A 10,261-nucleotide genomic window follows, 5' to 3' on the forward strand; every position below is an offset into this window, starting at 1 on the left:
TTTGAGTTGAAACGAAGAAAAAGTGTTAGTAGAAAATCGCCTTCGATTTTCCACCAACACAAAATATTATAGAACCCCTTTTTTTAAGCATAAGAGTACGCTCTAAATAAATGTGGGGGAAATATAGTCAGGATCACTCGACCCATTTATAAAGGAACGTTCTCATAAAACACCCTTCAAAAGTTAGTTTTTTGGGTTAACTTTTGAAGGGCGTTTCCGTTCTAGCCAGTGCTAGTGCTTTTTTTAGTAGCATCCGAAGTGATACGCCTTTTCAGCTACTCCTAACTATTAAAGATAAAACTTCTTGTAGAAATTGACCCTAATAAAAGGGACCATATACCTATGGAGGTTGACTACAATAGACTCTAAACTAATTAATGAGGGAGAGAAAGATGGAAAAAATAAGCTTATTGTTGATCAGGGCTCTTTCAGAGCAAGACGGGTTTATGACAACCAAAGAGATCGCTGCAAAAGTAGGTGTCAGTACGAAAACAGTTCGTAGATATGTGGAGAAAATCAATCAAAGCCAATCGCTTTATGGCTGTGTGATTCAAGGGAAGAAAGGAAGTGGCTTGTTTTTACAAATAATCAATCATGAATTATTTCAACGTAGCTTAGAAAACACACCTCAAGAAGATTTTGTGACACAAATCATTGAGTACTTCGTCCAAGAAGACGAATACATCAAGTCAGAATTATTATGTGAACGCTTATTTATCTCACAAAGCAAGTTATCTCAAGAACTCAAAAAACTGCGACGGATTTTAAGCCATTATAATTTATCCATCCAAACAAAGCCTTAATACGGCATGAAGCTTTGCGGCAGTGAATTCGACTTACGTCGCTTTATGGCAAGCAATTATCTGCAAAAGACACACCTTAAACAACTGCATCAATTACCTTCTAGTGAAGGGACGCCATCGCAGTTGCATCGACAGATTCAAGCAATCATTTTAGCTGAGTTTTCTCAAAAAGCCTATCCGATTTCAGAAGCTATAGTGACGAACTTAGTCAATCACCTAGCAATCGCTGTAATGCGAATGCAAAGCGGCCGCTACTTGGATCGCAATCTGCCTATTGGAGGAAGAACCAATGCTGAACAATCATTATTAGGCAAGCGAATCGTCAAGCGGATCGAAGAAGAATGCAGTGTTCTTTTTACAGAATGTGAGCGAAATTATGTGCTTGGTCAGATCGTGGGGAAACGGGTCATTCCCAAAAATGAAAAAAACGTTGTCTCAGAGGAAGTTTCGGACTTAGTGAGGCAAGTTCTAAAAAAAATCAAAAACCGAAGACAAATTGACTTCAGTCAAGATTTGGACTTACAGACGATGCTGATGCTTCACTTTGTTCCTTTGATTGATCGAATCGAATTAGGAATTGAGCTGAAAAACCCGCTGTTAGATGACGTAAAAGTCCATTGCAATGTAGGATACGACTTAGCTATTATTGCTGGTCAAGTAATCGTTGCGCATTTCAATAAGCGTATCAGCGATCATGAACTTAGCTATTTAGCCATGCACTTTGATGTCGCCCTGAATAAGAAGAGTTCACAAACGCAGCGTAAGTATATTTTAGTTGTAAACGATCTGGGGAGAGCAGCCAATGCATTTTTAAAAGAAAAGTTTGAATTCTATTTCCGAAATTACATTAAAGAAGTAACGGTTTGTAATCAATATGAATTTGCTCAGTTCCTAAAAGAACAAGACTTTGATTTTATCTTTTCATCAATCGATCTACCTTATGAAGAAACCATTCCTGTAATGAGTTTTGACTATTTTATGCGGCCTGAAATGATCAAAAAAATAGCTGATGCACTGTCGACTGTTTTTTACCGTTGAAAAACTTTTGACCTTCTTTAAGGAACCGCTGTTTATTTGTGACCAAGACTTTGAAACAAAAGAAGAAGTGATGCATTTTTTATGTCATTGCATTAACGAACAATATCAGATGCCAAATAATTTTGAAGCTTTGGTATTTGAACGAGAAGCTTTTTTTGGAACCGATTTCTTGCCGATGGTTGCTTTTCCACACCCCAATGTATTGATTGGATCGGAAACAGTGATTGCTGTTGCCCATTTGAAGAAACCAATATTTTGGTATAAACAATCGGTTCGTTTGGTCTTCTTACTAGTCATTGCTGAGCAAGACCATTTAAAGGCTAAGTCGCTAAACGATCATTTGATCAAAATATGTACATCATCTGAGAAAGTGAACGAACTGATTGCGACGAATGACTTCATCACATTTATCCATCACTTAAAGGAGTAGATTATGACAGACAAAAAAATCAAACTATCAGGAGCATACAATTTTCGCGATTTTGGCGGCTACCGTAACAAAGAAGGAAAGCGTCTCATACGTGGGCGACTCTATCGTTCTGATGAATTAAGCAAGATTACAGCTGCAGATCAAGAAAAGTTAGTACAACTTGGAATCAGTAAGATCATTGATTATCGAAATAAAAAGGAAAGACTGAATAATGAAGATCGGCCGATCGGTAATGCAGAGATTCTTTATTTGACACCCATTGCGGATATTGCTGCCCTAGCTTCTTCTGAACATGATGAAGAAAGTTCACTTTCTCCCCAAAAAATGACGGCGGCTCTGGCAAAAGAATTAATGATCCGTCAGAATGAAGAATTTGTTGAAAATAAACAGTGTCAAGACGTTTATAGAGAAGTCTTAGAAATTCACTTAGCTGAAGAGGGGGCAATCGTCCAACATTGCCGTGGAGGGAAAGATCGCACTGGTTATGGCGTCGCTCTCATTCAATTACTACTTGGCGTCAGTGAAGCAGATGTGATGCATGACTATCTCTTAACCAATGTATACAAAAAAGAAAAAAATGAGAAAAGCCTGCAGCTGTTGCTTCAAGAGACCGATAATCCCGATTTTGTTCAGGCGATGCGCTATTTTAAAGAAGCTGATCGTCATTTTTTGCAGAATGCATTGGCGCGAATCGGAGCTTATGGTGGAGTTGAGGGCTATGTGGTCAACAAACTTGGTTTTTCCCAACAAAAAATCCGCTTGTTAAGAGAAAAATACTTACAAAATTAAGGATAGGAGGATATTATGAATACGTTTAAGAATAAGGTGTTGGCGGGAGCAATTAAGGTGCAAAATAATGTTTATATGAAAGCGATCTCTAATGCCATGATGGGGTTAATGCCGATTATGATGATCAGTTCGATTGCTTCTTTAATCAATGCCATCGATATTGGCAATACACAACAAATAATGGATCAAATAGGTCTTAAATCATTGTTGACACAAATCAATGCGATGACCATCGATGTCATTTCCGTCTATGTTGCCTTCTTAGTTGGCTATAAACTGGCGGAACATTTGAATGCAGATCAATTAAACGCTGGCATTATGAGTTTAGTTTCATTCTTGATTTTAAGTCCCATCGCAACATTCGAAGAGACCAAAGTGATCGAGTTTTCGACGCTGGGTTCTAGTGGAATGTTCGTTGCAATGTTCGGCGGGATACTAGGTGCAAGGATTTATATTCTATGTGTGGAAAAGAATCTGACAATCAAAATGCCAGACTCAGTCCCACCAATTGTCAATAAGTCCTTTGCTGCAATCGTTCCTGGAGTGATTGTTTCCACGATCATGGGGATTATTTATGTTGTAATAGCAGCTACTCCATATGGAACGTTAACAGATATGATCTACACGTGGGTTCAAGCACCGCTAACCTTATTGGGTGCCAATGTGTTTGCTTGCATGATTATTGTGGCATTTATTGAATTCCTATGGTTTTTCGGTATCCATGGTGTATTAGCTGTCTATCCAGTGTTGATGCTGGTCTTTTATCAACCTATGCTAGACAACTTGGCTGCCTATAGTGCTGGCCAACCATTGCCACATTTGTTTACCATTGGTTTTATACTCAACAATCGCGGCGCTCGTTCCTTTGCAGTAGCTTTATTAGCCATTTTCAGTTGCAAATCAGAACAGCTCAAAGCTGTTGGGAAAATTGGATTGATTCCTTCTATGTTTGGAATCTCAGAGCCAATCAAATTTGGGATTCCGCAGGTGATGAACATAAGGATGTTGATACCACTTATGGTAACACCAGCTGTTTCTGTTTTATCAGCTTATTTATTAACGATTGTTGGCTTTATGCCTTATCATAATGGCGTCAATATCCCAACAGGATTTCCAATCATTTTTGGCGGTTTCTTAACGAATGGCTGGCAAGGGATTATCGCTCAGCTGATCCAATTTGTGTTATGCGTGCTGATTTATATTCCTTTCATGCGCTGGCAAGATAAAGCAGCACTGGCAGAAGAAGGAAAAATTGCGCAAGCATAACAAGTACTGACAGCCTATAAATTAAAATTAAGTGGGGGATTTAAGATGAAAAAGATCGTTTTAGTTTGTGCTGGTGGAATGTCTACTGGTGTCTTAGTAAATAATATGAAACAAGCAGCTCAAAAAAAAGCTATTCCAGTATCGATTGACGCATTTTCAATCGAATCGGTAGCTAGTGTGGCTAAAGATGCAGATTGTGTGTTATTAGGTCCAAAGGTTTCTTATCGTTTAGCAGAAGTTCAAGGGTTAGTGGCTCGCCCAACAGCTTCTATTGATATGCGAACTTACGGTATGATGGACGGACAAAAAGCACTAGAACAAGCGCTGGAATTGATAGGAGAGTAAGATGGAAGAAAAAGAACAAATTTGTTTTCAAATTATTTCCGAAGCTGGGATGGCAAGAAGTTGCTTTTTCGAAAGTATTCAACAAATGCGAAAAGAGCAAACAAAAGAGGCACTATCTGCGATTGAAAGCGGCAAGAGTCATTATCACAAAGCGCATATTGCTCATCGGCAATTGGTACAGCAAGAAGCACAAGGTGATAAAGTTTGGATGTCGTTGTTATTGAGTCACGCCGAGGACTTGTTAATGAGTGCAGATATTATGAGTGAGTTGGCCAAAGAGTTCAATTTACTTTATGAAGAAGTAAATGGGCTAAAGCAGATGATTGATCAGCATATTTCTTCATTGAACACAAAAGAATAACAATCAAAGAAGAAAGACGTCTACGATGAGACGATTCGAGTGAAATCGTGGACGTCTTTTCTTGGTCTATGGCAGGTGGAACATTTTTCTAGGAAAAAGATAAAAAAAGCTGGTCTCAAAACGGAGCAGGCAAGAAAAGTGGATTACCAAAGCAAATGGCACTATCTCTTTGAGAGGATGGGATGCATGGACTCGTTCAAAGAAGTAAAAAAGCAAAAGAAACATACGAAGAACAGCTCCCCCATTTCTTCCGTTAAGAAGAAACGGGGGAAAGCTGGTTTTCATTAAAAAAGCCCCTTTTTCAGGGGCCAGTAGGGATGATCTTTCTAGGACCATTCCACATTCGCTCGTTTCTCAAAGGAATAGTTTATTTTTTCAAGGTATACCCTTGGTCTAGTAACATTTTTTCCGTTCGTTCCATGCTGATGCCATTTGAAGTATCACCTTCAAATGTGACCCCTGGCAATTGCTTTGCCGCATCGTAGTCTAAATTACTGTAATCGATCGTCAATGATTCGGTTGCTGCATCTTCTCCGTAATCAAGCGAATAATCGATACCCTTGATTGCCTGATACTGTTTGGCGATCGGATCCAATAATTGTTTTGCTTCCTCTTTCGTAGATACGCCAACAGAAGAATAAGGCATGATATTGTCGGCGGTTTGCTTTTTCACTTCGTCACCTTCGTAATTGAAGACCAACTCCATTTGAACTCCGTTTTGTTCATTCGTGAATGTCTTGGTTTTTTGACTCGCTCCATTTGCTCCGCAACTTGCTAAAAAGAATATACCCAACAACGCTATAAATCCCACTACTGTTTTTTTCATTCTATCCCTCCTTTTTTTCATGATAGTATACTCCACCTGCCAGAGCTATTCATATGCTCAAAAACAAATAGTCTTTTTTTGTCCGATAGGCAATCCATATCGTCAGCGGGAAAATGATAAATTGTTGAAAAAGTTCGTGAATTTTTTCTCGAATTTTCAGATGTATTCTTGTTATTGTATGCAAACAAATGTAAGACGAGAGGCTAGTTTCACAAAGTTTTTTCAGAAAAGAAAATGAAAAGCAAAGAATTTTTAATTTGTGCAATCTTTTATTGAAAAGAGAATTACATCTTTTAGTAGCAAATACTGCAAATGTTTGCTAAAATAGCAGTGTCGGTTAAGCATTGCTTAACAAATAAAGTTTTTTAAAACTTAGGAGGAATTTTTTATGCCAGTAGTATCAGGAGCTGAATTCTTAAAAGCTGCTCGTCAAGGCGGATATGCAGTAGGTGGATTCAATACAAATAACTTAGAATGGACTCAAGCGATTTTAGAAGCTGCTGAAGCGAAAAAAGCGCCAGTTCTTATTCAAACTTCTATGGGTGCTGCAAAATACATGGGCGGATACAAACTTGCTAAAGATCTTATCTGTGATCTAGTTGAATCAATGAACATCACTGTTCCAGTTGCGATTCACTTAGACCATGGTGACTACGATGCAGCAATGGAATGTATCGAAGTTGGCTATACTTCAGTTATGTTCGATGGTTCTCATTTACCATTCGAAGAAAACTTGAAATTGGCTAAAGAAGTTGTTGAAAAAGCACATGCTAAAGGCGTTTCTGTTGAATGTGAAGTTGGTTCAATCGGTGGTGAAGAAGATGGCATCATCGGAGCTGGTGAATTAGCAGACATCGAAGAATGTAAACAAATGGTTGCAACTGGTATTGATTACCTAGCTTGCGGAATTGGTAACATTCATGGACAATACCCAGAAAACTGGCAAGGACTTGCTTTTGACCACTTACAAGCAATCGCTGATGCTGTAGGTTCTGATGTTCCTTTAGTATTACACGGTGGTTCTGGTATTCCTCAAGAACAAATCGAAAAAGCAATTTCAATGGGTGTTTCTAAAGTAAACGTAAATACTGAATTCCAATTGTCATTCGCAAAAGCAACACGTGAATATATCGAAGCTGGTAAAGACCAAGAAGGTAAAGGTTTTGACCCTCGTAAACTATTGGCACCAGGTAAAGCTGCAATCATCAAAGATGCAGAAGAACACATTGACTGGTTCGGTTCAGCTGGTAAAGCTTAATTCTTTCAGTTCAAAAGAACGATCACAAGTGATCGTTCTTTTTTTGTGGGGAAATCCTGCTTTTTTCTTTGTCTGTTCTATGCTAAAATTGGCATGATACACACAAACTCTAAAGTATAGGTGGATATAGATGAAAAAAATTGTCATTCAAGGCAATCGTCCCTTAAAAGGAGAAGTGACGATCAGCGGGGCAAAAAATAGTGCAGTAGCGTTGATTCCTGCGGCGATTTTGGCTGATTCTCCTGTCGTATTAGAAGGGGTGCCGGATATTCAAGACGTGCACTCATTGATTGAAATTTTAGAAATTATGGGTGTTCAAACGCACTTTGAAGAAAACACACTGACGATCGATCCAACCGAGATCGTTTCGATTCCGATGCCAAGCGGCAAAATCAATAGTTTACGCGCTTCTTATTATTTCATGGGCGCATTGTTAGGCAAGTTCGGTGAAGGAGTCGTGGGCTTACCTGGCGGCTGTTTCCTAGGTCCTCGTCCGATCGATCTGCATATCAAGGGATTCGAGGCGTTAGGGGCTACGGTTACGAATGAGCATGGTGCGATGTATTTGCGTACAAGTGAAGCGGGGCTTGCCGGAGAACGGATTTTCTTGGATATGGTATCTATCGGAGCGACGATCAATGTCATGTTGGCAGCTGTCAAAGCTAAAGGCAAGACGATCATCGAAAATGCCGCTCGCGAACCTGAGATCATTGATGTGGCAACTTTGCTGAACAACATGGGAGCCAAGATCCGTGGGGCAGGCACCAACGAGATCCGCATTGAAGGCGTCCAAGAATTACACGGTTGCCGTCATTCGATCATTCCCGATCGGATTGAAGCAGGCACTTATCTTTCTTTGGCGGCAGCAGCCGGTGAAGGAATCACCATCAAAAATGTCATTTATGAGCATCTTGAAAGCTACATCGCTAAATTAGAAGAAATTGGTGTGCGCATGGATATCAGTGAAGATGAAATCTATGTTTATCCATCGAAAGATTTAAAGCCAGCCAATGTAAAAACATACCCATACCCTGGTTTTGCTACCGACTTGCAACAACCGATCACTCCCTTACTTTTGAAAGCAAATGGCACGTCAGAAATTTTGGATACAATCTATGCAAAACGTGTCAATCACATACCAGAACTTGCACGGATGGGTGCGCAAGCAACAACGGAAGGCAATTTGATCTTGCTCAACGGACCGAGCCAGCTTCATGGCGCAGAAGTCGTTGCATCAGACTTGCGAGCAGGAGCTTGTTTAGTAATTGCTGGACTGATGGCTACGGGAACCACCACAGTCTTCAATGTCGAATATATTTTACGGGGATATGATCATATAATCGATAAACTTACAGCCTTAGGGGCTGACATTCAAATGGTAGAGGAGTAACTATGAGCGACTATCTAACAATGGCAGAACTGGAGAACAAAACGCTAAAAGAAATCTACACGTTTGCCAAAGAATTTCGAATTCCTTATTACAGCCAAATGAACAAAAAAGAATTATCACTGGCTGTTATTCGGGCCCAAGCAGAAAAACAGGGTTTCTTTTATATGGAAGGTATCCTTGATATCGTTGGACAGGAAGGTTATGGCTTTTTGCGTCCAATCAATTATGGCCCCAGTGCAGAAGATATCTATATTTCTTCTTCTCAGATTCGCCGCTTCAGTTTGCGAAATGGCGACAAAGTAGCGGGGAAAGCGAGACCGCCAAAAGAGTCAGAACGTTATTATGGTTTGATGCATGTAGAATCTGTGAATGGCAAAGATCCGGAAGAAGCAAAAGAACGACCGCACTTCCCTGCATTGACGCCGCTTTATCCGAATCGTCATTTGAAATTGGAAACTACCCCTGGTCGTCTGTCAACACGGATGATCGACATGCTGGCGCCGGTTGGCTTTGGTCAACGGGGATTGATCGTTGCCCCGCCGAAAGCCGGGAAGACTAGTATATTAAAAGAAATCGCTAACGGGATCACTGACAATCACCCGGATGTAGAGTTGATCGTCTTATTGATTGATGAACGCCCGGAAGAAGTGACGGATTTGGAACGAAGTGTCAAAGGAGATGTTGTTTCTTCGACCTTTGATCTGCAGCCTAGCAACCATACTCGGGTCTCTGAATTGGTTTTGGAGCGTGCCATGCGTTTAGTTGAAGACAAGCGTGATGTTGTGATACTGATGGATAGTATCACGCGTTTAGCGCGTGCCTATAACTTAGTCGTGCCACCAAGCGGCCGTACATTGAGTGGCGGGATCGATCCAGCCGCATTATACAAACCGAAGAAATTTTTCGGAGCTGCTCGGAATATCGAAGAAGGTGGCAGTCTGACGATTTTAGCCACTGCGTTAATTGATACCGGCAGCCGAATGGATGATGTTATCTACGAAGAGTTCAAAGGAACCGGAAACATGGAACTGCAGCTCTCTCGCAGTTTAGCCGAGCGTCGTATTTTCCCAGCCATCGATATCAAGAAATCCGGTACCAGAAAAGAAGAGCTCTTGATGAGCAGCGAACAATTAGAAGAGACTTGGCGCTTGCGCAATAATATGACTGGTGACTCATTAGAATTCACGGAACAATTCCTACAGTTTTTAAGAAAAACAAAAACCAATGCGGATTTCTTGTCTGCTTTTCATGACGTACATTTTGGCGATAAACGGCCAAAAAGAAATCTAAAAAGATAATTGCATCGAAAAACGAAACATGGTAAGATAGTCATGTTGTAAAATCGACAAATCAACTCTGGTACAGCAAATGGACCAGGGCAAAGGAGAGAAGAAGAAATGAAACAAGATATCCATCCAGATTATCATCCAGTTGTATTCATGGACTCAACTACTGGTTTCAAATTCTTATCAGGTTCAACAAAGAATTCACAAGAAACTGTTGAGTGGGAAGATGGCAACACGTATCCATTGATCCGTGTCGAAGTAACATCTGATTCACATCCATTCTACACTGGACGTCAAAAATTCACACAAGCAGATGGACGTGTGGACCGTTTCAACAAAAAATACGGTCTCAAAGACGCGAACGCTGCGAAATAATTCTGGCTCTTTGTCAGTAAGGACTGATGGGTTGTACAAAATCAAATCTGGGTCAGAATGAACCTCATTCTGGCTCAGATTTTTTGTTATCTTA

12 protein-coding genes are annotated in these 10,261 nt (G+C 40.2%); 11 read left to right on the forward strand and 1 reads right to left on the reverse strand.

The window, feature by feature from the left end; genetic code table 11:
• Positions 1-392 precede the first annotated feature (392 nt).
• The 7 genes from AB5Z52_RS14400 (at position 393) to AB5Z52_RS14430 (ending at position 5,032) form a co-directional block, all read left to right on the forward strand.
• Positions 393-803: an HTH domain-containing protein gene (locus AB5Z52_RS14400; protein WP_287042222.1), complete on the forward strand. Its 411-nt coding sequence runs from the start codon at positions 393-395 to the stop codon at positions 801-803.
• Between the two features lie 6 nt (positions 804-809).
• Positions 810-1,841, forward strand: a complete 1,032-nt coding sequence (locus tag AB5Z52_RS14405; RefSeq protein WP_288551825.1) for a PRD domain-containing protein — start codon at positions 810-812, stop codon at positions 1,839-1,841.
• Positions 1,842-1,911: 70 nt separating this feature from the next.
• Positions 1,912-2,271, forward strand: a complete 360-nt coding sequence (locus tag AB5Z52_RS14410; RefSeq protein ID WP_288551826.1) for a PTS sugar transporter subunit IIA — start codon at positions 1,912-1,914, stop codon at positions 2,269-2,271.
• 3 nt (positions 2,272-2,274) lie between these two features.
• The gene (locus tag AB5Z52_RS14415) at positions 2,275-3,060 is read left to right on the forward strand and encodes a tyrosine-protein phosphatase (RefSeq protein WP_287042231.1); all 786 of its coding nucleotides are present in this window, start codon (positions 2,275-2,277) and stop codon (positions 3,058-3,060) included.
• A gap of 15 nt (positions 3,061-3,075) precedes the next feature.
• Positions 3,076-4,326 (forward strand): PTS sugar transporter subunit IIC, encoded by a 1,251-nt coding sequence (locus AB5Z52_RS14420; protein WP_003127370.1) that lies wholly within the window; start codon positions 3,076-3,078, stop codon positions 4,324-4,326.
• Positions 4,327-4,371: 45 nt separating this feature from the next.
• Complete coding sequence (locus AB5Z52_RS14425) at positions 4,372-4,671, forward strand: PTS sugar transporter subunit IIB (protein WP_287042232.1); 300 nt, start codon at positions 4,372-4,374, stop codon at positions 4,669-4,671.
• Position 4,672: 1 nt separating this feature from the next.
• Complete coding sequence (locus tag AB5Z52_RS14430) at positions 4,673-5,032, forward strand: PTS lactose/cellobiose transporter subunit IIA (RefSeq protein ID WP_003127372.1); 360 nt, start codon at positions 4,673-4,675, stop codon at positions 5,030-5,032.
• Between the two features lie 367 nt (positions 5,033-5,399).
• Here AB5Z52_RS14430 and AB5Z52_RS14435 read toward each other — a convergent pair whose 3' ends face one another.
• Positions 5,400-5,858: a YehR family lipoprotein gene (locus AB5Z52_RS14435; RefSeq protein ID WP_287042234.1), complete on the reverse strand. Its 459-nt coding sequence runs from the start codon at positions 5,856-5,858 to the stop codon at positions 5,400-5,402.
• A 388-nt stretch (positions 5,859-6,246) separates the two neighbouring features.
• Between AB5Z52_RS14435 and AB5Z52_RS14440 the strand changes: the two genes are divergently transcribed.
• The 4 genes from AB5Z52_RS14440 (at position 6,247) to AB5Z52_RS14455 (ending at position 10,167) form a co-directional block, all read left to right on the forward strand.
• A complete protein-coding gene (locus AB5Z52_RS14440) occupies positions 6,247-7,116 on the forward strand; it encodes a class II fructose-bisphosphate aldolase (RefSeq protein ID WP_003127374.1) in 870 nt (289 codons plus the stop codon).
• A 130-nt stretch (positions 7,117-7,246) separates the two neighbouring features.
• Positions 7,247-8,506 (forward strand): UDP-N-acetylglucosamine 1-carboxyvinyltransferase, encoded by a 1,260-nt coding sequence (locus tag AB5Z52_RS14445; protein WP_003127375.1) that lies wholly within the window; start codon positions 7,247-7,249, stop codon positions 8,504-8,506.
• A 2-nt stretch (positions 8,507-8,508) separates the two neighbouring features.
• Complete coding sequence (gene rho, locus AB5Z52_RS14450; RefSeq protein WP_287042236.1) at positions 8,509-9,804, forward strand: transcription termination factor Rho; 1,296 nt, start codon at positions 8,509-8,511, stop codon at positions 9,802-9,804.
• 99 nt (positions 9,805-9,903) lie between these two features.
• The gene (locus tag AB5Z52_RS14455) at positions 9,904-10,167 is read left to right on the forward strand and encodes a type B 50S ribosomal protein L31 (RefSeq protein WP_287042237.1); all 264 of its coding nucleotides are present in this window, start codon (positions 9,904-9,906) and stop codon (positions 10,165-10,167) included.
• The last annotated feature ends 94 nt before the right edge of the window (positions 10,168-10,261 follow it).

The sequence above is a fragment of the Enterococcus sp. RTP21361st1_A6_RTP21361_211029 genome (genome assembly GCF_040910045.1).
Taxonomy (GTDB): domain Bacteria; phylum Bacillota; class Bacilli; order Lactobacillales; family Enterococcaceae; genus Enterococcus_D; species Enterococcus_D gallinarum.